Source organism: Sanguibacter sp. 25GB23B1 (genome assembly GCF_040012415.1).
Taxonomy (GTDB): domain Bacteria; phylum Actinomycetota; class Actinomycetes; order Actinomycetales; family Cellulomonadaceae; genus Sanguibacter.
Genome location: NZ_JBDYKL010000007.1, coordinates 25,413 through 50,952 on the forward strand (window position 1 = coordinate 25,413; position 25,540 = coordinate 50,952).

At 67.7% G+C, this 25,540-nt stretch carries 16 protein-coding genes; 5 read left to right on the top strand and 11 right to left on the bottom strand.

The window, feature by feature from the left end; genetic code table 11:
- Positions 1–41 precede the first annotated feature (41 nt).
- Positions 42–1,067 carry a heat-inducible transcriptional repressor HrcA gene (hrcA, locus tag ABKW26_RS06115; RefSeq protein WP_348591824.1) on the bottom strand — a complete coding sequence of 342 codons (1,026 nt, stop codon included), beginning with the start codon at positions 1,065–1,067 and terminating at the stop codon, positions 42–44.
- A 156-nt stretch (positions 1,068–1,223) separates the two neighbouring features.
- Between hrcA and ABKW26_RS06120 the strand changes: the two genes are divergently transcribed.
- Positions 1,224–2,087, top strand: coding sequence for a DUF3097 family protein (locus ABKW26_RS06120; protein WP_348591826.1), 864 nt, complete (start codon positions 1,224–1,226; stop codon positions 2,085–2,087).
- Positions 2,088–2,096: 9 nt separating this feature from the next.
- Here the strand turns inward: ABKW26_RS06120 and ABKW26_RS06125 are convergent, their stop codons facing one another.
- The 5 genes from ABKW26_RS06125 to ABKW26_RS06145 all read right to left on the bottom strand — a co-directional run bounded on the left by ABKW26_RS06125 (position 2,097) and on the right by ABKW26_RS06145 (position 9,427).
- Positions 2,097–4,187 (bottom strand): acyltransferase family protein, encoded by a 2,091-nt coding sequence (locus tag ABKW26_RS06125; protein WP_348591828.1) that lies wholly within the window; start codon positions 4,185–4,187, stop codon positions 2,097–2,099.
- Positions 4,188–4,214: 27 nt separating this feature from the next.
- Positions 4,215–5,471 carry a radical SAM family heme chaperone HemW gene (hemW, locus tag ABKW26_RS06130; RefSeq protein WP_348591830.1) on the bottom strand — a complete coding sequence of 419 codons (1,257 nt, stop codon included), beginning with the start codon at positions 5,469–5,471 and terminating at the stop codon, positions 4,215–4,217.
- A gap of 10 nt (positions 5,472–5,481) precedes the next feature.
- Entirely contained in the window at positions 5,482–7,365 is a 1,884-nt protein-coding gene (gene lepA, locus ABKW26_RS06135) for a translation elongation factor 4 (RefSeq protein ID WP_348591832.1), read from the bottom strand.
- 95 nt (positions 7,366–7,460) lie between these two features.
- Positions 7,461–9,113 (bottom strand): cation acetate symporter, encoded by a 1,653-nt coding sequence (locus ABKW26_RS06140; protein ID WP_348591834.1) that lies wholly within the window; start codon positions 9,111–9,113, stop codon positions 7,461–7,463.
- Positions 9,110–9,427, bottom strand: a complete 318-nt coding sequence (locus tag ABKW26_RS06145) for a DUF485 domain-containing protein (RefSeq protein ID WP_348591836.1) — start codon at positions 9,425–9,427, stop codon at positions 9,110–9,112. The genes ABKW26_RS06140 and ABKW26_RS06145 overlap by 4 nt, the downstream gene beginning before the upstream one ends.
- 242 nt (positions 9,428–9,669) lie before the next feature.
- Here ABKW26_RS06145 and ABKW26_RS06150 point away from each other — a divergent pair, with 242 nt between their 5' ends.
- Both ABKW26_RS06150 and rpsT read left to right on the top strand, forming a co-directional pair.
- Positions 9,670–10,302 carry a type II toxin-antitoxin system PemK/MazF family toxin gene (locus ABKW26_RS06150; protein WP_348591838.1) on the top strand — a complete coding sequence of 211 codons (633 nt, stop codon included), beginning with the start codon at positions 9,670–9,672 and terminating at the stop codon, positions 10,300–10,302.
- 180 nt (positions 10,303–10,482) lie between these two features.
- Positions 10,483–10,743: a 30S ribosomal protein S20 gene (gene rpsT / locus ABKW26_RS06155; RefSeq protein WP_348591839.1), complete on the top strand. Its 261-nt coding sequence runs from the start codon at positions 10,483–10,485 to the stop codon at positions 10,741–10,743.
- 139 nt (positions 10,744–10,882) lie between these two features.
- On the opposite strand, the gene holA is transcribed toward rpsT, so the two are convergent.
- Positions 10,883–11,890: a DNA polymerase III subunit delta gene (gene holA / locus ABKW26_RS06160; RefSeq protein WP_348591841.1), complete on the bottom strand. Its 1,008-nt coding sequence runs from the start codon at positions 11,888–11,890 to the stop codon at positions 10,883–10,885.
- An 885-nt stretch (positions 11,891–12,775) separates the two neighbouring features.
- Here holA and ABKW26_RS06165 point away from each other — a divergent pair.
- Both ABKW26_RS06165 and ABKW26_RS06170 read left to right on the top strand, forming a co-directional pair.
- Entirely contained in the window at positions 12,776–14,203 is a 1,428-nt protein-coding gene (locus ABKW26_RS06165; RefSeq protein ID WP_348591843.1) for a hypothetical protein, read from the top strand.
- Positions 14,203–15,081 carry a DNA adenine methylase gene (locus tag ABKW26_RS06170; RefSeq protein WP_348591845.1) on the top strand — a complete coding sequence of 293 codons (879 nt, stop codon included), beginning with the start codon at positions 14,203–14,205 and terminating at the stop codon, positions 15,079–15,081. The genes ABKW26_RS06165 and ABKW26_RS06170 overlap by 1 nt, the downstream gene beginning before the upstream one ends.
- Before the next feature lie 225 nt (positions 15,082–15,306).
- Here ABKW26_RS06170 and ABKW26_RS06175 read toward each other — a convergent pair whose 3' ends face one another.
- The 4 genes from ABKW26_RS06175 to ABKW26_RS06190 form a co-directional block, all read right to left on the bottom strand.
- The gene (locus ABKW26_RS06175; protein WP_348591847.1) at positions 15,307–19,827 is read right to left on the bottom strand and encodes a hypothetical protein; all 4,521 of its coding nucleotides are present in this window, start codon (positions 19,825–19,827) and stop codon (positions 15,307–15,309) included.
- Positions 19,828–20,943: 1,116 nt separating this feature from the next.
- Positions 20,944–23,598, bottom strand: a complete 2,655-nt coding sequence (locus tag ABKW26_RS06180; RefSeq protein WP_348591849.1) for a ComEC/Rec2 family competence protein — start codon at positions 23,596–23,598, stop codon at positions 20,944–20,946.
- 1 nt (position 23,599) lies between these two features.
- Entirely contained in the window at positions 23,600–24,499 is a 900-nt protein-coding gene (locus tag ABKW26_RS06185; protein ID WP_348591851.1) for a ComEA family DNA-binding protein, read from the bottom strand.
- Between the two features lie 47 nt (positions 24,500–24,546).
- Positions 24,547–25,461: a DegV family protein gene (locus tag ABKW26_RS06190; protein ID WP_348591853.1), complete on the bottom strand. Its 915-nt coding sequence runs from the start codon at positions 25,459–25,461 to the stop codon at positions 24,547–24,549.
- Between the last annotated feature and the right edge of the window lie 79 nt (positions 25,462–25,540).

The window sequence follows — 25,540 nt, forward strand, 5'->3', positions numbered from 1 at the left end:
TGCCGTTCTGTGGTGGGTGCTCGGGGTCTGGCGGGGAAGGATCACGAACCGAGGATCCTCGAGAGATAGCGGGCCACCGCTCGCACGGCGGCGATGGTGCCGGGGTAGTCCATCCGGGTGGGGCCGATCGACCCGATCGTCGCGACGGCGTCGCCGTCCGACCCGTAGCCGGTCGTGACGATCGACGTCTCGAAGAGGCCGGCCAGCTGCGTCTCACGACCGATCCGCACGTTGACGCCGGCCGAGTCCTCGGCCATCTCGGTGAGGAGGTTGAGGAGGACGACCTGCTCCTCGAGTGCTTCGAGGACAGGGCGCAGGGCGTGCTCGAAGCGCATGCCCGCCTGCGCGAGGTTCGCCGTGCCCGCGAGCACGATGCGCTCCTCGCTCTCCTGGGAGAGCGTCTCGGTGATGACGTCCGCGATCCGCTCGACGAGGTCGCGGTCGACCGGGTGGTAGGTCTCGGCGAGCGCAGTCAGCGCGGTCCGGAGCTCTTTGAGCCTGCGGCCGGCGGCCGCGGCGTTGAGCCGGGCACGAAGGCCGATGAGGAAGGTCTCGTCGGGAGGTTCGGCGAGCTCGAGCGTCCGCTGCTCGACGCGGCCGGTGTCGGTGATGAGCACGACGAGGAGGCGGCGCTCGCCGAGGACGACGAGCTCGAGGTGCCGCAGGCCCGACCGGCGCAGAGAGGGGTACTGGACGACGGCGACCTGGCCGGTGAGCTGCGCGAGGAGGCGTCCGGCGCGCGTGACGACGTCGTCGAGGTCGACCGCTCCGGCGAGGAACGTCTCGATCGCGTTCTTCTCGGCGGTGGAGAACGCCTTGACGGTCGAGAGCCGGTCGACGAACATCCGGTAGCCCTTGTCGGTCGGCACACGCCCGGCCGAGGTGTGCGGCTGGGCGATGAAGCCGCTCTCCTCGAGGACCGCCATGTCGTTGCGGATCGTCGCGGACGAGACGCCGAGACCGTGACGCTCTGCGAGCACCTTCGAGCCGACGGGCTCGCGGGTCTGCACGTAGTCCTCCACGATCGCGCGGAGCACGTCGAGCCTGCGATCGTCGCTCGCCGCCATCCTGCCTCCACTCCTCGTGCTGCGTCCGGACCGGTCGGTCGCACCGATACTGGTAGCACTCACCGAACCTGAGTGCTAATTCTACGCCGTACCCGCGCCGGGCTGCCCCCGTGTCGCGCAGGTCACGATCGCCGGCGTGCGGCTACCCTTCCTCGCGTGAGCCATGAACGCTACTCCCCCGACGTCCTGTCCTCCGGGTCCCGCGAGCGCACCGCGCGGCCCACCTCCCGACCCGTCCCGGCCGAGATCGGGCTCGTCGTCGAGGAGGTCCTCACCGGCTGGGTGGGGGCGGTGCTGCGGACGGAGAAGTCGGGAGGCATGCACGTCGTCGTCCTCGAGGACGGGGCCCGGCGCACCCGGACGTTCCCCCTCGGTCCCGGGTTCTGGATCGACGGCGAGCCGGTCGAGCTCGTCCCGGCGACCCGACCGGCCGCCCCGGCGGCGCCCGCGCGCACCGCCTCGGGGTCGCGTGCCGTGGCCGGCGCGCGCGCCCGGGTCGCACGCGGGAGCCGCATCTGGGTCGAGGGCCGGCACGACGCGGAGCTCGTCGAGAAGGTGTGGGGCGACGACCTGCGGATCGAGGGCGTGGTCGTCGAAGGGCTCGACGGCGTCGACAACCTCGCCGACGCGCTCGCCGAGTTCGGCCCGACAGCGAGCCGCCGCGTCGGCGTCCTCGTCGACCACCTCGTTCCCGGGAGCAAGGAGCGTCGCATCGCCGACGACGTCATGCGACAGTTCCCCGGCGGCCGGGTGCTCATCCTCGGTCACCCGTACGTCGACGTGTGGCAGGCGGTGCGACCGCAGCGGATCGGGCTCACGGAGTGGCCCGTCATCGACCGGGGGACGGAGTGGAAGTACGGGATCCTCCGCCGGCTCGGGTGGCCGGCGGAGTCCCAGACGGACGTGGCGCTCGGGTGGAAGAAGATCCTCGGGACGGTACGCAGCTACGCGGACCTCGAGCCGTCGCTCCTCGGCCGGGTCGAGGAGCTCATCGACTTCGTCACCGCTCCTGCGCCCTGACGTCGCACGTCACCCGGTCGCGGCCCGCCCCGCGGCATCGGTGAGCCCGGCGACGAGCGTCCGGGCGTAGAGGTCCTGGCCCGGACCCTGGGGGTGGACACCGTCCTTGCCGATCCCTTCCGGCGCGGCCGCGAGCGCGCTCTGCCAGTCCGCGACGACGACGTCGGGGTACCGGGCGGCGGCAGCGCGGATCTGGTCGTTGGTCGGTCCGATCCACGGACGGTCGCCGTACCCGGTGACGAGCACCACGTGGTGGCCCGGCCCGATCGCCGCGAGGGCCTCGTCCATGACGCGGTCGGTCACGGTGCTGTTCGTCGCGAGCGACACGACGACGTACGGGCGCAGCGCGCCGGCAGCACGCAGCGCGGCCACGGCCTCGGGCGTCGTCTTCATCTGCCGAGACACCGCGGCGTCGATGTAGACACCGGGCAGCGCGACGTGCAGCGCCTCCGCGCTGATGAGCGTCACGGAGTCGCCGATGACGGTCACCTGGTCACCGGGCGGCGGCCCGACGGCAACCGGTGGGGCGGCAGGCACCGCTGGAGCGGGCGACGGCGACGGCGTGCCCGCGCCGGGAGCAGCGGCGGTGGGTGACGGGTCCGGGGTGGGTGTCGGTGCGCCGGGCACCTCCGCGTCGTCGTCCGACGTGGTCGCACCGGGGCTGTCCGCGCCCTGCTGCGTCGTGGCGTCGGCGATCTCCAGGCCCCGGAGGATCTCGGCCTCGAGGTCGGACCGGGCAGGCTCGCGGACGAACGCAGCCCCCACCGCGCCGACGAGGAGCACGACGAGCAGCGTGGACGCGGCGAGCCGCGCGCGGCGGCCGTGGGTGTGCCAGCCGCCGTGCCGCTCGACCCAGGCGGCGTCGACCCGGTCCCGCACTCGACGCGCCACGTCCGCGGCGACGGTCCGCAACCCGTGGTCGAGCACCGGCTTCTCGACGAAACGGTAGGAGATCCAGGCTGCGGCGAACGTCAGGACGGTAGCCGTGACGGCGACGAGCGGCTGGGACGCGCGTCCTGGATGGGCGCCGTCGAGCACCTGCGCGACGAGCACGACGAGCGGCCAGTGCCACAGGTAGAGACCGTACGAGCGTCGTCCGACCCACTCCAGCGGTCCCTTCTCGACGACGCGCGCCACCCGCTGGCCACGGACCAGCACCGCGATGACGCCGACCGTGGCGAGGGACGCGAGCACGAGGCCGCCGCGGTACGTGAGAGGCGAACCGGTCCGCAGGGCGAGCGCGAGCGCGACGAGCACGGTGCCGCTGGCTGCACCCACGAGGACGGTGGTCCACCGTCCCCACGACGCGATGGGCCTGGGCGTCCACCGTGAGGTCCGCCCGGGCGCCTCCGGGGTGCGGGGCGCGAACCACAGCGCGAAGAAGGCTCCCGCCATGAGACCGAAGAGATGGGTGTCCGTGCCGTAGTAGACACGCGACGGGTCCTCCCCCACCTGGTAGGTGACAGCCATGAGGACCGCGGATCCGATCCCGATCAGCCCGGTCACCGCGAGCCCGACGGCCCGTGACCGACGTGTCGCGTACACAGCGACGAGCGCGAGCGGCCACAGGAGGTAGAACTGCTCCTCGACGGCCAGCGACCAGAAGTTGGCGAAGAGCTGCGGGCTGAGGTCGTCCGAGTACGTCGCACCCTGAGCGACGTAGACCCAGTTGCTCGAGAACGTCAGGGCACCGGCGACCTGGCTGCGGATCCCGACGAGCACGTCCCCGCCGAGCACGCCGGCGAGCGCCGTGCACGTGACGACGACGAGCACGAGCGCCGGCAGGAGGCGTCTCGCCCGCCGCACCCAGAACGCCCGCAGGGACACGGTCGTGGTGCGGACGCGCTCCCGGACGAGGAGGGTCGTGATGAGGAAGCCGCTGAGCACGAAGAAGATGTCGACACCGATGAACCCGCCCGGCAGGACTGTCGGGAAGAAGTGGAACGTCATGACCGCGAGCACGGCGACCGCGCGCAGCGCATCGAGGCCGTGGATCCTCGGTGGGCGTCCGGAGGGGCGGGGTGCGACCGGCTTGCGTGCAGCGCCGGTCGACCCGTCCGGGTGGACGGGCAGGCTCACACGGGTCGGAGCGAGAGTCATCGGAGGTCCATCAGCAGTCCGTCTCCATCAGTCCGTCAGGTCACGCACCACGGTGTCGGCCAGGAGCCTGCCCGTGCGGGTGAGCACCACACGCCCGTTCAGCACCGCCCTGCCGTCGACGAGACCGGTGGCGATGTGCCCGGCGACGGCGCGGCGGGCCCGTGTCGACAGCAGCGCGAGGTCCAGGCCCTCCCGCAGCCGAGCCCCGAGCATGACGGTCTCGAGCTGAGCGGACGCGTCGTCGAGGATCTCACGGCCGGCAGCCGGGCTCAGGCCCTCGGCGAGGCGCGCCGCGTACCGCAGCGGATGCTTGACGTTCCACCACCGCACGCCGCGCGTGCCCGGTTCGTTCGAGCCCATGTACGAGTGTGCGCCCGGACCCACGCCCCACCAGTCCTCGCCACGCCAGTAGGCGAGATTGTGACGGCAGGCGCGCTGCACGCCGTCGACCGTCCGGGCCCAGTTCGAGACCTCGTACCAGTCGAGCCCCGCCGCCGTGAGGAGGTCGTCCGCCAGCTCGTACTTCTCCGCCTGGTCGTCCTCGCTCGGCAGGGCGATCTCGCCGCGGCGCACCTGGGCGGCCATCTTCGTGCCCGGCTCGACGACGAGGGCGTACGCCGACACGTGGTCGACACCCGTCGCGAGCGCGGACTCGACGCTCGTGCGCCAGTCCTCGATCGTCTCCCCCGGCGTCCCGTAGATGAGGTCGAGAGACACCTCGAGGCCGGCGTCGCGCGCCCACCGCACGACGTCGGGGATCCGACGAGGGTCGTGGGTCCGTTCGAGGGTCGCGAGGACCCGGGGGACGGCGGACTGCATGCCGAAGGACACGCGCGTGAAGCCGGCGTCGGCGAGGAGCGCGAGGGACTCGGGCGTGACCGAGTCGGGGTTCGCCTCGGTCGTCACCTCGGCGTCGGGGTCGAGACCCCACGCGTCGCGGACGCCGTCGAGCATGCGGGCGAGGTCGCCCGCCGGGAGAAGGGTGGGGGTGCCTCCCCCGACGAAGACGGTCGAGACCGTCCGCGGCGGGAGCCCGGCACGGTCCATCGCTCGCCTGGCCAGCGCGATCTCGGCGAGCGCGGTCGTCGCGTACGCGTGCTGGCTCGCCCCGCCGCCCAGCTCGCTCGCGGTGTAGGTGTTGAAGTCGCAGTACCCGCAGCGGACGGTGCAGAACGGGACGTGCAGGTACACGCCGAAGGCGCGGTCGTCCGCACCCGACGTGACCCACGCGGGCAGCGAGCCGTCGTCCGGGACCGGCTCGCCGTCGGGAAGAGCAGGAGTCACAGGACGCTCGTCACTTCTTCTTGTCCCTGGTCTCCGTCTGGTCGGAGGTCAGGGCGGAGATGAAGGCTTCCTTGGGGACCTCGACGGTACCGATGGTCTTCATGCGCTTCTTGCCCTCCTTCTGCTTCTCGAGGAGCTTGCGCTTGCGGGAGATGTCACCGCCGTAGCACTTGGCCAGGACGTCCTTGCGGATCGCGCGGATGGTCTCGCGCGCGATGACGCGGGCACCGATGGCGGCCTGGATGGGCACCTCGAACTGCTGGCGGTTGATGAGGTTCTTCAGCTTGCCCACCATCATCAGCCCGTAGCTGTAGGCGTTGTCCTTGTGCACGATCGCGCTGAAGGCGTCGACCTGCTCCCCCTGGAGCAGGATGTCCACCTTGACGAGGGCGGCAGCCTGCTCGCCGATGACGTCGTAGTCGAGGGACGCGTACCCGCGGGTCCGGGACTTGAGGTGGTCGAAGAAGTCGAAGACGATCTCGGCGAGGGGAAGGATGTAGCGCATCTCGACGCGGTCGGCCGAGAGGTAGTCCATCCCCTGGAGCTCGCCGCGGCGACCCTGGCAGAGCTCCATGACGGCACCGATGAACTCCGACGGCGCGATGATGGTCGCCTTGACGATCGGCTCGCGGACCTCGCCGATCTTGCCGCCGGGGAACTCGCTCGGGTTCGTCACCGTGACGATCGACTTGTCGTCCATCGTCACCTCGTAGATGACGTTGGGCGCGGTCGAGATGAGGTCGAGGTTGAACTCGCGCTCGAGCCGCTCACGGACGATCTCCAGGTGGAGCAGTCCGAGGTAGCCCACGCGGAAACCGAAGCCGAGCGCGACGGAGGTCTCCGGCTCGTAGATGAGCGCGGCGTCGTTGAGCTTGAGCCGGTCGAGCGCGTCGCGCAGGATCGGGTAGTCCGAGCCGTCGACGGGGTAGAGCCCGGAGAACACCATGGGCTTCGGGTCGGAGTACCCGCCCAGTGCCTCGTCCGCGGGCTTGGCGAAGTTGGTCACCGTGTCGCCGACCTTGGACTGGCGCACGTCCTTGACGCCGGTGATGAGGTATCCCACCTCGCCCACGCCGAGGCCCTTCGTCGGGATCGGCTCCGGAGAGGAGACGCCGATCTCCAGGAGGTCGTGCGTCGCCCGCGTCGACATCATGACGATCTTCTCGCGCGGCGTGAGGTTGCCGTCGACCACCCGGACGTAGGTGACCACGCCGCGGTAGGTGTCGTAGACCGAGTCGAAGATCATCGCGCGCGCGGGGGCGTCGGGGTCGCCGGTCGGCGGCGGCGTCTTGAGGACGATGCGGTCGAGCAGCTCGGGGACACCCATGCCGGTCTTGCCGGAGATGAGGAGGATCTCCTCCGGCTCGCAGCCGACGAGGTTCGCGAGCTCCTCCGCGTACTTCTCGGGCTGTGCGGCCGGCAGGTCGATCTTGTTGAGCGCCGGGATGATCGCCATGTCGTTCTCCATGGCGAGGTACAGGTTGGCGAGCGTCTGGGCCTCGATGCCCTGCGCAGCGTCGACGAGGAGGACCGCGGACTCGCAGGCAGCGAGGGAGCGCGACACCTCGTACGTGAAGTCGACGTGGCCCGGTGTGTCGATCATGTTCAGCGCGTAGCCGGTGGGGACGCCGTTCTCGTCGTCCACCTCCCACGGCATGCGCACGGCCTGGGACTTGATCGTGATCCCGCGCTCGCGCTCGATGTCCATGCGGTCGAGGTACTGCGCACGCATCGCACGCGGGTCGACGACGCCGGTCATCTGGAGCATGCGGTCGGCCAGCGTCGACTTGCCGTGGTCGATGTGCGCGATGATCGAGAAGTTGCGGAGCAGCTCCGGTGCAGTGGCCGCGGGCTGGATGCGGGCGAGGTTGGCCTCTGAAGGGATGGGAGTCACACGGTCGATTCTCCCACGAGCCCACGGCGGGGCCCGACACGCCGTACGGACGACGACGGCGCGTCGGGACCACCTCGCGGGCCTGCGGAGAGACCTCAGTGCGGGGCGACCGCCTTCTCGGAGCCCGCTCCCGTGAGGGAGCGCACCTCCATCTCGGCGTACTTCTCGAGGTCCGGACGCTCCTTGCTCGTGAGCGTCCCGACGATCCCGAGGAGGAACGCGAGCGGGATGGTGACGAGTCCAGGGTTCTCGAGCGGGAACCACGCGAAGTCGACGCCCGTGTTCCGGATCATCGACGCGCTCGTCCCGTCCGGGTTGAGCTTTCCGGACACCACGGGCGAGAATGCGATGAGGACGATGCACGAGCCGAGGCCGCCGTACATGCTCCAGAGCGCCCCGCGCGTGTTGAACCGCTTCCAGAACAGCGAGTAGATGATCGTCGGCAGGTTGGCGCTCGCTGCCACCGCGAACGCGAGGGCGACGAGGAACGCCACGTTCTGGCCGTTGGCGAAGATGCCGCCGATGATCGCGAGGAAGCCGATCGCCACGACGGTGATCCGGGCGACCCGCACCTCGCCGTCGGGGGCGATCTCCCCCTTCTTGATGACCGACGCGTAGATGTCGTGCGCGAAGCTCGCTGCAGCGGTGATCGTCAGCCCGGCGACGACCGCGAGGATCGTCGCGAAGGCGACGGCGGAGATGATCCCCAGGAGGATCTCGCCGCCGAGCTCGAACGCGAGCAGCGGCGCGGCCGAGTTCACACCTCCTGGTGCGGCGTTGATCGTGTCCGCCCCTACGAGGGCACCCGCCCCGTACCCGAGCACGAGGGTGAAGAGGTAGAAGATGCCGATGAGCCAGATGGCCCAGACGACCGAGCGCCGGGCCTCCTTGGCCGTCGGGACCGTGTAGAAGCGCATGAGGACGTGCGGGAGGCCCGCCGTCCCGAGCACGAGCGCGAGGGCGAGGGAGAGGAAGTCGAGCTTGCTCGTCTCGGAGCCGCCGTAGCGAGCGCCCGGCTCGGCCAGCGCGGGGTTGCCCGACGTGTTGATCGCGCCCTGGATGACGTCCGAGAGGTTGAACCCGAACTTCGCCAGGACCCAGACGGTCATGACGCCGGCGCCCGCGATGAGGAGGATCGCCTTGATGATCTGCACCCAGGTGGTGCCCTTCATGCCACCGACGAGGACGTAGAGGATCATCAGCGCGCCGACGACCGCGATGACCACACCCTGGCCCACGCTCCCGTCGATGCCGAGGAGCAGTGCGACGAGACCGCCCGCACCCGCCATCTGGGCGAGCAGGTAGAAGAACACGACCGCGAGAGTGGTGATCGCCGCCGCCATGCGGACGGGGCGCTGCCGCAGACGGAACGACAGGACGTCCGCCATCGTGAACTTGCCCGTGTTGCGGAGGAGCTCCGCGACGAGCAGGAGCGCGACGAGCCACGCGACGAGGAAGCCGATGGAGTAGAGGAACCCGTCATAGCCGTTGACGGCGATCGCGCCGACGATGCCGAGGAAGCTCGCCGCAGAGAGGTAGTCGCCGGCGATGGCCGTGCCGTTCTGCGGGCCGGTGAAGCTGCGGCCGCCGGCGTAGTAGTCGGCCGCCGTCTTGTTCGTGCGCGAGGCGCGCAGGACGATGACGAGCGTGACCGCCACGAAGGCGAGGAAGATCCCGATGTTGACGACCGGGTTGCCGATCTCGCTCGCGGCGAGAACGACCTGGGGCGACTCGGTGGTGGCGGTCATACGATGTCCCGTCCTTCGATGCGCTGGCGGAGCTCGTTGGCGATGGGGTCCTGACGCTTGTTCGCCCACCGGGCGTAGAGCATCGTGATGGCGAACGTCGTGACGAACTGCCCGAGCCCCATGAGGAGGCCGACGTTGATGGTTCCCCAGACCTGGGTGCTCATGAAGTCGTGGGCGTAGTCCGCCAGCAGCACATAGGTGAGGTACCAGACGAGGAAGAACGCGGTCATCGGGAAGACGAAGCGGCGGAACCGCCGCCGCAGGTCCTGGAACTCCGGGCTGTCCTGCACACGCTGGTAGTCGGTCTGCGTCATGGCTCCGTCGCCACGTGCATCTGCTGGATCACCCGTCGCCGGCCCGATCCGGGATGGATCAGTCATTGCGCCTCCAGAGGTCGGTGCGCTGTGCATCGTTGCCCAGCGCGACGCATGCAAATGTGACGTACAGCACGCAACTGCGCAAGTGGGAAGCCCGATATCGTTGTCGATCCCGCCAGGTGCCGCCCCTGAGCGACGGGCGCGCCCCCTCGCCCGACCCCCGCCGGTACCCTTCTCTCGTGCCGACACCCAACTGGACGTCCCTCCTCGCGAACGCTGCGCGGCGCGCCCTCGCGCCCCTCGTCGCCCGGGACGGCCGCGGCTCCGCCGGCTCTCCCGCAGCCGACCCGCCGCCCCGCGCCCCCCGGGCTCGGGGAGCCCGAGGCCGTTCCAACCCGTCACCCGAGCCGCGGCCCGCCGGGACGACCGCCAACCGCGAGAAGCCCGCGGGCACCAGCTCCGCCCCTCCCGACCGCGACGTCTACCCCGGCGACTTCGAGGGAGACCTCCACCCCGAGTACTCCCCCTCTCTCGACGGCGAGCCGGACCCCGGCGAGATCGTCTGGACCTGGGTGCCGTACGAGGACGACCACGCACGGGGCAAGGACCGACCGGTCCTCGTCGTCGGACGCGACGGTGACTGGCTCCTGGCGCTCATGCTCTCGAGCAAGGACCACTCGCAGGATGCTGCCGACGAGGCCCGCTGGGGTCGCCGTTGGCTCGACATCGGCTCCGGCCCGTGGGACCCGCAGGGTCGGGAGAGCCAGGTGCGCCTCGACCGGGTCGTCCGGGTCGACCCCGGAGCGGTCCGCCGCGAAGGGGCGATCATGGACCGCTCGCTCTTCGAAAGGGTCACGGCACGGACGGACTGAGCCGGTCGGGCGCTCCGGTCGAGGGACGACACCTGCTAGTCTCTCTAGTTGCGTGTCCGCCCGGGTCGGCGGACACCATTCCAGTACCTCTCCACGGGTTCCCCACCCCAGTCCCGGTGCTGGAAACGCCTTCTACGACCTGTTCACATCGCTTCGGCGAACACACAAGAGAGTCCTCACGTGGCTAACATCAAGTCCCAGATCAAGCGCATCGGCACCAACGAGAAGGCGCGCCTGCGTAACAAGGCCGTCAAGTCTGAGCTCAAGACGCACGTTCGTCGCGTCCGTCAGGCTGTCGCTGGTGGCGACAAGGAAGCTGCTTCCGCTGCTCTGGTCGTCGCATCCAAGAAGCTCGACAAGGCCGTGTCCAAGGGAGTCATCCACTCCAACCAGGCCGCGAACCGTAAGTCAGCTCTCGCGAAGGCCGTCAGCGGTCTGTGAGTCTCATGGTCTCCCCTCGGTGACGGGGTGAGACCGACCGAAGGCGCCGTTTCCCGTGTCGGGACGGCGCCTTCGGTGTGTCCGGGGCCGGACGGCCGGGCCAGCGCGCCATCGTGGCCGGCGGAGACCGGCCGCCGCGTCAGCGCCCCGCGCTGCGTGCGACGACGAGCACCGCACGCTCGACCGCAAAGACCGGGTCGCGGCCTGCGCCCTTGACCTCCGCGTCCGCCTGCGCCGTCGCAGAGATCGCCGTCGCCAGCCCTTCGGGCGTCCATCCGGCCAGGTCGCGTCGAGCGCGATCGACCTGCCAGGGAGCGAGCCCGAGGTCTGCCGCGGAGCGGCCGCGGCCGCGGAGCCCGGCAACCTTCGCGAGCGTGCGGAGCTTCATCGCCAGGGCGGCGACCACGGGCACCGGGTCGGCTCCCGTCGCGAGCGCGTGGCGCAGGAGCGAGACCGCCTGGCCCGCGTCCCCCGCGATCGCCGCGTCGGCGACGCGGAAGCCCGTCGCCTCGACACGGCCCCCGTAGTACTTCTCGACCGCGGGCTCGTCGATCGCACGGTCCGAGTCGGCCACGAGCTGCGCGCAGGCCGCCGCGAGCTCGCGGAGGTCGCTGCCGACCGCCTCCACGAGGGCACGGACCGCGCCGGCCGAGGCACGACGCGACGCTCGCTTGAACTCGGCGCTCGCGAACGCGACCTTGTCCGTGTCCTTCTTGATCGGCTCGCACGTCACGACGGGGGCACCCGAGGCCTTGACCGCATCGAGCATCTTCTTGCCGCGCACCCCGCCCCGGTGCTCGACGACGAGCCACACGTCCGCCGCGGGAGCCGCGACGTAGGAGATGACATCGGTGAGGAGCGCGTCCGACGCAGCCTGGGAGCCTGCGAGGACGACGATCCGCGGCTCGCCGAACAGGGACGGGCTCGTGAGCACCGAGAGCATGCCCGACTGGTAGGTGGATGCGTCGACGACCGTCCGCTCGACCTCGGGATCCGTCTCGCGCGCGAGCCCCGTCAGCCTCTCGACCGCCCGGTCGACGAGCAGGCCCTCGGCGCCGTGGACGAGGACGACCGGCGCGAGCTGCGCCTGGTCCCACGAGGTTCCCGACGGTGTCGGACGGGCGCTGCTGCGGGAGGGGGCTGCCATGGTCCTAGGGTGTCACGTCCGCGGTCCCGCCGAGCAACCGGTCTCGGACATCCGCACTCACTTTCAACGATCAGCCAACGTGGGCTGATCGAGAACTCAACGGCCAAATGACCGTCATTGGCGCAGCTCGGAAGCGGCAGACCTGCGCCAGCTCAACCGAGCCGTCTATCATCACCAGAGTTATGCCAGAGAGGGCTGGGCGTGAGACGGCTGAATTGACGGCGGGCCAAATGCAGACGAAGTCACCGAGACCAAGACCGAGAACGCGACCAACGTCCACGGCGTCCGGCGGTTCAACTCGTATCGAACCATCATGGCGCGGATCAAGCACTTGAAGAACCTGGATCTTCAAGTCCGCACTACTTCCCATGCCCGGAAACGAGATTATCGAGCAGCCCCCCAACTGGATGTCCGCACGACACATTGCCCGACCATGTCGCACACGGGGCTGCCCATCCACTGCCGAAGAACTATCACGGTTGCGCACATCCGTCGTGCCGTTCACCTTTGACCAGGTTCGATGTCAGGACTGAGCGGGATACGAAACGACTCAACCCGTGCGCCAATGGGCGTAAAGACTACCGCCGTGCACTATTGCGTCGCGCCGTTCCAGACACACGGAGTCTCAGAGCATGTGGCCGTCGAGTTCGTCGTGTGAGGGCCTCCCTCTCCTGGGTTGGATCGGATGCCGACTTCTCGAGTCAACTCCAGCGGCACGCTCGCCGCGTCTAGGCCCCTCCCGGCGAGTGCCGTCTGGACCATCCGTCCCATGCCCAGCGCGTCGCTACCGCGCGGCGCGGACCCATGGGATCCTGGAACCCGTAGCCAGCACGACTGGTGACGTGACCCCTACCGCTCGAGCAGGCTACCGAAAGGACACGAAGCGTGACGCAAAACGAGCCAGTTAGTGGACTCTTGTTGGATGAAAGCAATCCAAGATTCGCCGCGAACGCCCTAGGACAGGACGACGCAGTAACCGCACTACTCGTCGACGCTCCCTCAAAGATGGTCAATCTGGCAAAGGACATTGTCGAGCAGGGCATGTTGAACCCTACCGAGATACCAGTTGCCGTCGAAGAGGACGGGCACCTCGTAGTGATTGAGGGCAACCGCCGCCTAGCCTGTCTCAAATTGCTCATGAACCCTGATCTCGCAGCGCCCGCAACGAAGCAACTGGCGCTGGACCTCGTCAAGCGCTTTAGAGACATCGCCAAATCAGGCTTGGCACCAACCGAGGTAGAAGTACACGTTGCAGCCAATCGCGAAGCGGCCAAACATTGGCTCGACCTACGCCATACGGGCGAAAATGACGGCGTTGGCGTGCTGGAATGGGCGTCCTGGCAGGCCAACAACTTTCGGCGAAAGCGTGGCTCGCAAGCCGATCGGGCGGCCGTCTTTTGCGACGCCGTAGAGGCGACATTTCCCGACGATGAACAACTCGCAGCGGATATTGTCAAAGTCCGCCGCAACCGCCTCACCACTTTGGGAAGGCTAGTTGCAGATCCAGAGGTGCGAGCGAACTTTGGGTTTACCTTTGAAGATGACGAACTTGTCTTATTTTATGAGCCTAAAGATCTCATAGAGGGATTTAGAAGAATATTCTCTGACCTCGCGGGAGACTTGACAGTTACAGAAATTAAGACGAAAGAACAACGCGCAGAATTCATTCGCAAACGAAATGACACTTTGCCCGACCGGAGCAAAAAGCTCTCAAGCCCGAACCAATCGAACCGGGCCGCGTCTGATCGCACGGGCAGTTCCGGTGGCGGACCGGGATCCGGGAAGCAAGAACCCCCGCAATCGGACGCGGACTCGAATGAGACAGTCGCACCGAACCCAAACCTGGGAGCCGGAACAAATCCCGCCAAGCCTGAACCGGTGATCTTTCACAAGCTGAAGCTCAACCATGTCAACGCTCGCATCAGCAAACTACTGAAAGGTGCGCAGAAGATTCAGATTGATGACTCGCCTCAGGTGGTTGCCGTGCTGATCAGAATCCTACTCGAACTCGTGGTCTCTGACGGCATCGAGATAGGGGTCGTAAACAGTACCGAGGGAGCCAAGTTGAGCAAGAAGCTGCGAGCAGCACTGTTAGCAATCGACCCCCAGTGCTACGACCCCATCAATCGAGACAAGCAACTGGAGATGGCCTGGACGCGCACTCAAGAGAACGACGGAATGGCAATTCAGACTCTGCATGCCTTCGTGCACAATCTGTACGGCGACCCCACCGCCTCCGAAGTTCGGAGCCTCAGCGCAACTTTCCGCCCGGTCCTGCAGGGCGTGGATGCCCTGATTGGAGGCGCAAAGTAGTGTCAGAACGCTACGTCAGTCCTTTGCGTTACCCAGGCGGCAAAGCTCGAATGGCCCCCTATCTCGCGCAGCTAATACGTTCGCAGGAGCATCGTCCCGTAAGCTATGCGGAGCCGTTCGCAGGCGGTGCCGGTGCCGCCTTGAAACTTCTCGTCGACGAAGCGGTGAAAACGATCCACCTCAATGATCTCGCGCCCGGTGTCGCGGCCTTCTGGCGTTCAGTGTTCAACCACACTGAAGCCTTGACGGGGCTCGTTCTAGAAGCTGTCGTGAACATCGACGCCTGGCATGTTCACCGCGAGATCTTCGATAACCCCTCCCAGCACGACGACCTCTCGCTCGGATTCTCGACCTTCTTTCTAAATCGATGCAATCGGTCCGGTATACTTTCCGCCAGGCCAATTGGCGGGCTAGGTCAATCTGGAAACTGGAAACTAGATGCTCGATTCAATAGACAGAATCTCGCTCGCCGGATAGCCACACTTGGACAATACCGCCGTAGGGTCTCAATCACCCAACTGGACGCGAAAGATTTCATGTCGAGCGTTGAGCATCTGGGTGCCTCGCTGCTGGCCTACGTTGACCCCCCATATATCGTTCAGGGCGAGAATCTCTACCTCGATTCATTGACCTACGCGGATCACGTGGCACTGGCCACTCATCTCTCTACAAGCGCCGTCCCGTGGATCCTGACCTATGACACTGCGGAACAAGTCACTACCGACCTGTATAGAGGGTTCCGCGCCGCTCAATTCAGCATTGCGCACACAGCGCAGAAACAACACGTCGGGTCGGAGTACGTGGTATTTAGCGACCGGCTCCAAGTCTCGAGTCTCGAGTTGGTCAACCGAGCAAACGCTCACTGGGTCACAGTTTGATGGAACCAGACCGGCCCTACCGGCGCGTTGCCGAAGGAGCTGCCCGTGATCACGCTCCGCACAGGACCCGACCGAGGCCAGGCCGACTGCCACCCCAGACGCCGCTGTCCCACCCGGCGTTTCGGCGTGGCAACCGCCTCGCGCGATGCAACGTGCCCTACAACGGGGGGCGATGAATCACAGTAGGACGCGCCCTCAATATCTGGCGATACACCCGACTCGATTCTACGTTTCGGCTCGTTGCGGCTCGAACCGGTATCGCAACGCTTTCGCGTCCCGAATCCCCCCTAGGTTCATGGATCCCTGCGGGACCACAATCAGGTGGTTCAGCGGATCCGTGAATATCAGAATCTCGGGCCCTTTCTCACCCTGCTCGACATTCCCGACCACGACGAGGAAGAACTGCTCGGTCTCCTGCGCGCGCCGAAATTCAGAGTTGGTCAGTGAGACGACTTCAGGGATCGGACCGGCATAGACCTTGAGTTCGAAGAAGTTCTCTAGATCGTCGACGGCATCCGCTCCGACGTTGTGCTGGTGTCGAATGTCAACGATGCCCGCTTCATTACCGCCGAGAACTCGCCTCACCAATTCCAGGCCAATCGTCTCTCTCTCTTGGTCTGTATAGTTCTTAGCGACATACCCGTTTCCGCCCGGCTTCCTGGGATTTGACACGTCAGGTTCACGAGGCTTGTCCGCGGGAGTCCTCGGAACGAAGGTCGCCAGCTTTCCATCGTCGAGAGACAGCGGCCCGCCGACAATCTCGCCATCTTCGATTTTCAGCGTCAAAGCGTCTAGGTCGATGAGTCGCCGCATAGGCTTTGGGGCAATCTCAGTAGAGGGCACCGTATCGGGCTTCCGGATTTTTGAGCTTTCTGGGTTCACCTTGTCTGACTTCGATCGACGTGTCCTGCCCTGGGCGGCGAGCCGACGGAGCGACTCTTCGCTCCGCTCGTCGCGCACTCGTTTGCGCTCTGCGTCTAGACTTGCGGCCGTTGTGATCGAATCCGCGCGTTCCCCTTCCAACGCCATCGACCACGCTGCAGCCCAATCATGCGCAATTCGACGAGCATCTCCTTCGAAGACTGATGCGATTGCATACGCGCCTGAATTAGGTGCACCGATCGCACGTTTGTCCGAGACGTAGAAGGCTCTAGCCGAGACGTCCAGCCAAGAACCGAGCTCGATGGTCTCGTCAAGGCCGTGGGTTGGTTCGACAAGTCTGACTCGAAGGTCAGGATCCACTTTGACGCTAAGCGCAGAAAGTTCGTCCCAGGAGATCCGTAGACCCTGCTCAGTGTCGGGGTCGCTGCGCGCAAGGTCGGAACGGAGAATGTCCACGGCCGTAGAAAACAGCTTCGTGAGGTTGGCGTCACAGACCGCCGCCTCGGCATCCACGACCTGGCCATGCGATGCGCTCAGCCTGGTCAGTTTGTACGCGTTGAGAAGAGGGGCAAACTGCACCAGTGACCCTCCGGGCCTCCAGAGTGGGACGCGATCCACTACTCCGTCGGCGATCAGAGAGTTATCCGTGGCATAGATGGGGCGGCGGCGCTGCCACCGATCACCAACCCACACAGACGCCCTCTTCAAGATTCCTCGATCGGACTCGGGCAGTTCGACCAGTAGACGCAACGCCTCCAGCATGACGTACTTCTCGTCGAATGTCAGAACGCGCTTGTGGGCAAGTTCAGTGAGTATGTCGCGCGCGTCGTATGCGGTCGGACGAGAGATTCCGAGTAGTGACCAAAGTGGGTTGGTACCCGAGACCGAGGGAACGAAATCGCGCATCTCCTGGAAGATTGGTGGCCCAGCGAGCACGACACTTGGACGTCGCCAACCGTTTTGTGTCGCGATCAGACCGTCTCCTCGACTGAAGGCTCTACGAATTGACACTGCAGACTGACCACCTATGCGGCCACCGCGCACCTGCAACGCCAGCGCCTGATACAACTGCGCGGCGAGGTCCTCCGCACCCTGCGGAGTGCCGGTGGTTTGTGCCCGCACATTTTCTAGCTTTTGGACCAACTCCGACACCGTTGGATCGCCGGCGACCCCGAGGCGAGCCAGCACTTCGCGGTGGGCCTCGCTATCTAGCGCTGGATTCAAGTAGCGTGCGGTGTCGTCCCCGTAGAGCGCAATCGTAGCCGAGCTCTTGATTCGCAGCTCTTGAGGAGCGGCCGCTGTGCCATTCTCCGATTGCAACCAGGCAATCGATGCGGCACTGCTAATCCACCAGGCGTCCACTTCGCCCTTTTCCTGCCAGGTGTAATACGGAGTAGCCGCTCTGACTCTTGCGCTTTCACTCAGTCGCTCCCAAGCTCGCGTCAGAGTCCCAAGGACAGCGGCCGCTCGCCGCCGCCGCCGGGCGTCGTCTCTCTCCTCAGCGATGCTCGTCAGAACGGCGTCAAGGTCGGGTGCAGCCAGGTCGTTCACTGTAAAAGTTGCCTGGAGGCTCCTCAACGCCTCGCGTCGACGAGCCGGAGAACCGGCCGCCGATTCAGACACGCCGGGAGCTTGCGTCTGCAGCGGTCTATAGCTGTTCGGATGGTCTCTGAGGCGTGGTGCTACCTCTGCGCCAAGCAGGCGGAACAGGCGCTGAGCGCCAACGCCGTCGCGCCCACTGGCGCTCCTGACCTTCTCCGAGTATCGGCGGTCAATCCAGACCAATCCCGGAGTCTTCCCTGCTGCGACAAACCACGTATTGGTCTCACGCTCGATGAAGTATGCATCACACGGCCGAGCGTGCACCTTCGACCGGGCACCGGAGGGCTCATACACGACAGCGTCGACTCTGATCGCCTGACCAATGCCTAAGCCGAGTTCAGAGCGCTCTGGTTCCGCGATAGCTTCGAGGCTCACACGCAGTACTTCTAGTTGGGAGTCCGACAGTGGGAATTCAAGAGTGCCCCTGTTGCGTCCGGCACGAGAGAGTACGGCGAGAGCGTCCGCTCCCGTCGCCGCAGACCTTAGCCACTTGCCCCTCTGGAGCCAGTCGCGAATCACGTTCCACTGTGCATGTTCGCCAAACGCCGGGTGGAGGAGCGATCCAATATTCAGCGACTCCCAAATCGGGTCGAAACCTGACGGCAGCAGCACAGCCAAACCCGTCCGGCTGCTTGGCAACACGCGCTCATCATCGTCAAGTATCAAGCAAGCTCGTGAGCCAAGCGTCGATTCCAGTCCTGCTCCGAGAACGACGGACAGTAAGTCGACCACAAACTCCGGTGAACGCTTGTCGTCATCGAGCAGGATGCTGGCGTCTTCGACGCTCACGAACCCTGGTGTCGCAGCACCGACCTGGCCAAGGTCATCAATAACTTCTCGCCACCGCTCTCCCGATGAACGAACGTCGTTAGAAAGGACGCCTGGCCGCGTCGAGACCAGTCGAACATCTTCAGGGGCAAGCGCCGAAGTGAGCTCGACCGCTTCGTAGGCCAGATCCGCCAGGGCGTAGCAGACGCCGCCGTCTTCGAGTCTCAGAGCCTCGGCGAACTCGACCCGCGCACGCCGTAACAGATACGCGTCTAAATTGGAGCGCAGCCGCCCGGTTGTACGGCCGTCCGCATCGAACTCCGCCGACGTGGGCACGGCCGACCATCCTCGCGTCGGCGCGAGGTCAAAAAGGTTCAACGCTGCGTCGCGCCAGAAGCGGGCAAGGGAAGGAATGAGAGCCATGTTCCAGTCCGTGTCAGCGATATCACGCCGCGAGGGCTGCGGATCGAATTGTGCGAGCATCCGGAACGGTAGACCGACTGGGCGCACTGGTAAGCCGACGTGGATGTGTCCAATATCACCCTCGAAAAGTGCCAAGGCGAGTCCTAGAGGGGTGCGAGACCCGTTAGCTTTTCCAGCCCGTTCCTCGTCGGCCGGGGCGGCGACACTGCGGTTGTAGACCACCCACTGCCGACCGTCAGTTGCGGTGACCATTCGCCTCGTCGTGTGGTCCCCGTCAAGTTCCAGAGTCTCTAACGGCCCGAAGGTCACACCCAGTCGGACGATCTCATCTCCGGCCCCATTGATCAGCCTCACTGAAGCGACACTTCGGAGGAAGACCAACCCGGAGTCGTCCCATTGCCTAAGCCATCTGACCGCATCATCACTACGGATGGAGCCCGAACGAAACGGGACCGAGAAAGTGGTCATAGCAGATTCGCAATTCGGCCAGCCGCTTAGTTTCTCGATAGGCTGAATGGTGTCCGAACTGAAGCGTACTCGGAAATGGCCCTGGTGGACCTCGAGTATATCGGAAAGCGCGTGCAACGTCTTGAGCCCGATACCGAATCGACCTAGTTGCTCTTCGTCGGACACCTTGAGGCTTAGCCAGGGGATGGCCAGGGCCCAGACATCGTGAAGCGTCAGCGGGGCCCCGTTGTGTGTGAATAGAAGCCGTGAGCCGACCTCATCCAAGGCAATGGTGACTTCGGTAGCGCCGAGATCGTCGGCATTCTGGATGAGCTCTGCCAACCCTTGGAGCCGGTCGTCGCTAAGTAGAGCTGCACTGTCGCCAGCACGCTTCAGGGCGGAGCGGATCGAGCCGGGTAGGCTATTCATGCACTTTACGAGTTCCAGCACGCTCGCATCTGCAGCCATCAGATCGGCTGGAATTAGCGCAGCGGTACGTGGAGCCTCGGATGAATGATCCGCAACCATGCGCGCCACCTCGGAGGCTTCTTCAAGTACGAAGACACGCGTCGTCAAGCCGTTCGCCACACTGCCTCCTTCACACACGTCAATCGAGACCTTCATCCGAGGTCGCTCATCCCGCACAGGAGCGGCGCGAGCGAAGGTATCCGACACCAGCAGATCGAGACCCCGGCAGGATCGAACACTAGCGGATCAGGAGCGATCTGCCTCCGGCTTGCACCCACACACCTACGTCGAACATCACGCCAGCAGAGCGTCCTTCGCTGATACGAGGCCCGGCGGACCCCGGGGCAGCTGAGACACCCAATTTGAGTTCCAGTGGCTGCCAGGCGCGGAGTTGCCGTGGACTCAACCTCCTCGCCCTTTCCATGCGGGTGCATCCGCGCAAGTTCCCCCAGCGGTATCCGCGTAGCCATGGCGCTGCTCGCTGTGGGACGTGCCGGACCAGCACCCGCTCGTCTCGGAGGTCGCCCGAGATCTGGCTACCTCCGATCTTGGCGAGCGGTATAGCTGACTCTCCGTGGTCTCCATGATCATCAACCCCAGCGGTGGAAATCTATTCGAGCAGGTCGAAGTCGTCGTCCGACTCTGGCCCAGAGGGCACAGCGAGTCCATTCAGGGCGTTTCGGAACGCGGTATCTCCGGCTCGACGGTCCTGAGCGGCCGAGTACCGACGCAGCCTCCGCTATGGTCAGCCCGCGCGATTCGAGATCTTGTCTGTGTCCAACTTCGTTCTCATGCCAGCCGTGTCGCCATCCATGATCCGAGACTGCGAGGGCCCGCTGTCCACACATCCCGAAGTTCGGTGGTGCGAGGCGCCCGCGGCCGGTGAGTCGGCCTGCGGGAACGTGCTCAAGCAGAGACCTCGGGTCGTTAGCCACTTCGTCATGGCACCCGCGGAGCCATGAGCCCGCGCCTATGGTCGGGGTCGGACCGTCGCATGGGACGCTCACGACATCGCCGCTCGTCGACGGTCAGACTGGCAGCGGCGAGACCCACGTGCTCAGTCGAATGTCTGGGCCGGCGCTGTCTGAGGTCGAGACGAACCGACGAGACTCCTCCTCCCCCTTTTCTGCGCCCTATGCCGGTGCTCGATGACGAGGCAGACGTCGGCCGCCGAGGTCGCAACAAACGAGAGGATCCGGTGCTAGCCGAAGAACGTCGGACTCGCGAGCACCGCGAACATGCCTGGCTGGTGCGCCGAGCAACTGGACCCGCTCATCGACAGTCCCCCACGACGAGCAGCTCGCCGTCTCTCTCCAGCACGCCGACCGTGCCGCACTCGTCCGTGCGCAGGATCGCGCTGCCCGCCGCCCGGTAGAGGCTCACGGCCTCGGGGGCGGGGTGCCCGTAGGTGTTCCCGGCTCCCGCGCTCACGAACGTCACCCTCGGCGACAGGAGCTCGGCGAGCGCCGGGTCCTGGACCGCTGAGCCGTGGTGCGCCATCTTCACCACGTCGACCTCGCCTTCACCCTCCTCGCGCAGACGGCGGAGCACCGCGGCCTGGCCGTCGCGCTCAAGGTCACCGAGCGCGACGACGGTGAGGTTCTGCGTCCGGATCTCGAGAGCCACGCTGCCGTCGTTCGCGCCGCCCTCGGCCCCGAGCGCGCTCACGGTGCCCGCAGCCGGGTCGGCGACGGGGGCGAGGACACGCCACGCGACCTCGGCGTCGCCCGCGACGGTCCCGGCCGCGGTCGACGGGGCGGTCGTCACGAGGACGTCTGCCTCGGCGAGCATGTCGAGGACCGCGGTCGCCTGGTTCACGGGGTCGAGCACCGGGCTCACGAGCACCTCGGCGACAGAAGCCGCACCCAGCACGTCCTCGAGCCCGCCGACGTGGTCGGCGTGGAAGTGCGTGAGGACGAGGAGGTCGAGGTGATCTATCCCGAGCTCGGACAGGCAGGCGCCGGCGCCCCCGCCCTCTGGTCCGACGTCCACCATGAGCCCGTGGCCCGTGGCCGTACGCACCACGAGCGCATCCCCCTGACCGACGTCGCACTGCGCGACCTCCCAGTCCGGGGGCCACCCCGCCGGACCGGGTCCGGGTCCACCGGCGAGCATCCCCACCCATGGCGGGCGGATCAGCGCGACGACCACGAGGAGGACCGCTCCGACGCCGAGCGCGGCGAGGAGCGGGGCGAGCGGCCGTGCCGCCCGGCGGGCCGGCGCCAGCGCTGCCGCGGCCGGACCGGCGACCGCGTCCACCGCGCGGGAGACACGCCCGTCGTCGAGCAGCCTCGAGAGCCCGCGCGCGGGCCGGCTCGGCGACGGAGCCCACCCGAGCACGAAGAGCCGCGTGCGCGCCCACCACAGGAGGCTGCGACGCGTCGCGCACAGCAGGACGAGAACGGCCGTGAGGCCCGCCAGGAGCCAGGCGCCGCCCGCTCCCGGCATCCAGGGCACCCGGGCGAGCGGGGCCGCGGCGAACGCCTCGGCCACCTCGGCGATCCACCAGGTGGACCAGCCGGCGACCTGGGCCACCGCGAGCGCGCCGGCCGGCCACCACGAGGAGAGGAGCGCGCTGACGACGCTGAGGATCGTCGCGGGGACGAGCGCCGGTGCGGCGAGGAGGTTCGCGGGGACCGCGTACAGCGACACCGACGGGTCGAGGAGGACGATGACCGGTGCGCACGCGAGCTGGGCGGCGACCGGCACGGCGACGGCGAGCGCGAGCCACGACGGGACGAGCCGCGCGAGCAGCCGGGTGATCGGTGCCGTGCCGACGACGAGCCCGGCGGTCGCGAGCACGGAGAGCGCGAAGCCGTACGAGCGTGCGAACCACGGGTCGACGAGGAGCAGGACCATCGCCGTGACGCTCAGCGCCGCCACGGCCTGCGAGGGACGTCCGAGGAGCACGGCCAGGAGAGCGACCGCGCACATGACCCCTGCTCGCAGGACGCTCGGCTCCGGGTGCACGAGCAGCACGAAGCCCGTCATCACCGTCCCCGCGACGCCGACCCGGCCCCAGCGCGGCACGCGCAGGAGCGAGCAGAGCCCGGCGACGGTCGCGGCGATGATCGCGAAGTGGGAGCCGGAGACCGCCGTGATGTGGGTCAGGCTCGTGACGACCAGCGCCTCGTCGAGGGCGGGAGCGAGCATCGACGTGTCCCCGATCCCGACGCCGGGCACGAGGCCCCGCGCCTGGGCGGGCAGGTCGCGGGACACGCTCATGAAGTCGGAGCGCACCGCGTTGACCGCGCGGGTGGTCGCGCCCGGGGGCTCGTCGAGCCGGACGACGGCCGCGTCGTCGTCGGGATCTCCCCGCGCGACCATGAGCATGGCGGTCCGGGAGTCGCCGGGCTCGAGCGCCCGGAGGGTGCCCCGGACCGTGACCACCGACCCGTAGGCGGCGTCGAGGAGCTCGGCGCCTCCGAGCACGAGGAGGGTGACGTGCGCCGAGCCACGGACAGGACCGTCAGGCGTCGACCACTCGACCGCGGTGGCCGCGAGGTCGAGCCGCGTACGTCCACCGACGCCTCCAGCCACCGGCACGGCCGAGGTGACCACGCGGCCGGTCACGTGGACCTCGGCGCCCTCTCGGACGAGCGAGGACATCTCGCCGCGCTCGCGCACTCCGCCCTGACCGGCGACCGCGCCTGCGGTGCAGGCGACCACGAGCGAGACGAGGAGGATCTGGCCGACGCCGGTGGTGAGGAGCCGCAGCACGCGGCGGGGCGCCGACAGTGCACCGAGAGCCACCTCCTGGCTCGGACGCTGAGCGACGCGCGCAGCAGCGACCAGGGCGACGACGGCGACCGCCGCAGCGAGTGCCGCGGTGCGTGCGCCGCGCTCGGGAGTCTCGGCGACCAGCACGAGCGCCGTGAGCCAGCACGCAGCCGCGGCCGGGACGAGCCGAAGGTCGAGGGGAGCCATCTCAGACGGTCACGAGGTCACGGATCTTCCCGAGGACGGACGGTCCGATCCCGGAGACGTCCGCCAGCTGGTCGACCGTGGCGAACTCGCCGTTGTCGGTCCGCCACTGCACGATCCGCTCGGCCAGAGCGGGTCCGATCCCCGGCAGGGTGTCGAGCTCGTCGACGGTCGCCGCGTTGACGTCGACGAGACCGGTTGGCGCGGCGACGGCTCCACCACCACCAGGTGCCGTGGAGGTGCCCGTCGAGGCACCCGGGGCGACCTCGCCCGGGAGCGGGACGTAGATCTGCTCCCCGTCGACGACCTCGCGGGCCAGGTTCACCGCCGCGGTGTCGGCTCCGGCGGTGAGCCCGCCTGCTGCGCCGATCGCATCGATCACCCGGGAACCGACGGCGACCTCGACGACGCCGGGCGTCGCGACCTGGCCGACGACGTGGACGAGGACGACGTCGGCGGCGCCCGCCTCGATCGGGCCGTCGCCCGCACTGTCCGGTCCCGGCTCCGTGCCCTCCGCGCCCGCAGCGCCGTCCGTTCCGTCCTTCGCTCCCGGAGCAGCTCCGTCGCCCGGCACGACCGGCGCCTCGCCCCCGTCGTGCTCCGGGTCCGCATCCTCGAGAGCGACGACCTCCCCCGGCGTCGCGGCGATCTGGGACACGACGACACCGCCGGCGAGGAGGACGAGGAACGCTCCGGCGACGAGTGCGACGCGCAGGCTCAGGGCCCATCGTCGGCGGGCGGACTCGGCGGCGACGAGCCCTTCGTGGTCCATCGGGTGACCGTGGGCGGCGGTGTACGCGGTCGAGACGGAGCCGACGAGGCCGGAGACCGAGCGCAGGCGCGCGGCCGCGTGGGCGTCGTCGGCCGGTCGGGAGCGCTCGTGCTGGTCCGTGGATGTGGTCACACGGGGACGCTACGGTCGGCGCGCGGGCCCGTCCGCTCGACCCGTCGTCACCTGTGGGAAGGCGAGGAGCCGGGCGCGCTGTGGGGAACGTCGGCCGGGGGGAGGTCCCGCGCCGTGATGAGAGCGAGGAGCCCGGGGCCGACGTGCGCGCCGAGGACCGCGCTCACCGGCGAGACGACCACCTCGCGGCCCGTCGCGTCCGTGATCCGCCCGGCGCACTCCCAGACGACCGAGTCGTCACCGAGATGATGCATCGCGATCCGGGTGTCGACGTCCTCCTGCGCTGCGGCGATGCCCGCTGCGACGAGCCGCTCGACGACTGCGGCGCGCGTCCGGATCTTCTGCACGACCTCGACGTGCCCGGCCCGCAGCCCCAGGACCGGGCGGAGCCCGAGCGCCGTGCCGATCGCGGCGGAGGTCGCGCTCAGGCGTCCCCCACGACGGAGGTGGTCGAGGGAGTCGACGACGAACATCGCGGTGCTCGAGCTCGCCACCCGGAGCGCGGTCCGCGCCACGACGGGCCCGCTCGCGCCGTGGGCGGCCTCTCGGGCCGCGGCCAGGACGGCGAAGCCGAGGCCCATCGCGACCGTGCGGGAGTCGACGACGTCGACCGGCACGGATGCGTCCCGCGCCGCGAGGGCCGCGGCGTGCACGGTCCCCGAGAGCTCACCGGACAGGTGGAGCGACACGATGCGCTCGGCACCCTCGCCGGCGGCACGCTCGTAGGCCTCGGCGAACGCCCGAGGGGTCGGCTGGGAGGTCGACAGCGACGCGTGGTCGTCGAGGGCTCGCACGAGGTCGCCCGTGCTGAGGTCGACACCCTCGAGGTGCGCACGCCCGTCGACGACGACCTGGAGGGGGACGACGTGGACGCCCCACCGACGCGCCAGGTCTGCCGGGAGGGAGCACGTCGAGTCCGTCACGACGTGCACGGTGCGCGTCGGCGATGTCGAGGAGCTCACGTGCTCACCCTATGCGCGATGACCGCGGCCCTCGCACCGGCACCACGGTCGGCTCGCAGCGGTCGGCTCGCGGCGGGCA

Coding starts and splice junctions, on each gene's coding strand:
- hrcA (WP_348591824.1), bottom strand. CDS start 1,067: ATGGCGGCGAGCGACGATCGCAGGCTCGACGTGCTCCGCGCGATCGTG.
- ABKW26_RS06125 (WP_348591828.1), bottom strand. CDS start 4,187: ATGACTCTCGCTCCGACCCGTGTGAGCCTGCCCGTCCACCCGGACGGG.
- ABKW26_RS06140 (WP_348591834.1), bottom strand. CDS start 9,113: ATGACCGCCACCACCGAGTCGCCCCAGGTCGTTCTCGCCGCGAGCGAG.
- ABKW26_RS06145 (WP_348591836.1), bottom strand. CDS start 9,427: ATGACGCAGACCGACTACCAGCGTGTGCAGGACAGCCCGGAGTTCCAG.
- holA (WP_348591841.1), bottom strand. CDS start 11,890: ATGGCAGCCCCCTCCCGCAGCAGCGCCCGTCCGACACCGTCGGGAACC.
- ABKW26_RS06175 (WP_348591847.1), bottom strand. CDS start 19,827: ATGAAGGTCTCGATTGACGTGTGTGAAGGAGGCAGTGTGGCGAACGGC.
- ABKW26_RS06180 (WP_348591849.1), bottom strand. CDS start 23,598: ATGGCTCCCCTCGACCTTCGGCTCGTCCCGGCCGCGGCTGCGTGCTGG.